We start from the raw sequence: 741 nt of genomic DNA, 5'->3' as shown, positions 1-741 counted from the left end.
GATCACAATGGGCACGAACAATCCGCCGCTTTCGCCCGAGGACGTCGAACGCTTCGGGCCTGATCCCCTTACCAGCTTCCGCACCAATCTGGCGTCGGTTGAAGAGCGCATCACGCTTGCTTGCGCACGGGCCGGGCGCGACCGTGCCTCCGTGCGGTTGCTGCCGATCACCAAGACGGTGCCGGCCCATATCCTGCGATATGCGTTCGACGTCGGCATCAGCACCTTCGGCGAGAACAAGATCCAGGAGGCAATGACAAAGAGCGAGGCGCTTCACGATCTCGCCATCGACTGGAGCATCGTCGGACATCTGCAGACCAACAAGGCCAAATATCTGACCCGCTTCGCGCGTGAGTTTCATGCGCTCGACAGCCTGCGGCTCGCCGACCTACTGAACACGAGGCTGGACCGCGAAGATCGCTTCCTCGACGTCTATGTGCAGGTCAACACGTCTGGCGAGGACAGCAAGTTCGGCCTCCATCCGAACGCACTGCTGCCCTTCGTGGAGACCCTCGATCAGCTTCCCCGTCTCCGGCCATGCGGGTTGATGACACTTGCGCTGTTTTCCTCCGACATGGCCAAGGTGCGGCCTTGCTTCATTCTGCTGCGCCGGCTGCGGGACAAAGCCGTGAAGCACAACGCCGCGCTGACCGGGCTCTCCATGGGTATGACCGGAGACTTCGAGGAAGCCATCGAGGAAGGCGCCACTGTCGTGCGCGTCGGTCAGGCCATCTTCGGCAA

At 61.9% G+C, this 741-nt stretch carries 1 protein-coding gene; it reads left to right on the top strand.

Annotated features, from left to right (window positions below):
* Positions 1-7: 7 nt before the first annotated feature.
* A partial coding sequence (locus tag AC0L2K_RS34950) for a YggS family pyridoxal phosphate-dependent enzyme (RefSeq protein ID WP_473514113.1) occupies positions 8-741 on the top strand: 734 nt, incomplete at its 3' end.

It is taken from the genome of Mesorhizobium sp. WSM4817, assembly GCF_055811135.1.
This window is presented reverse-complemented; position numbering and strand designations above follow the sequence as displayed.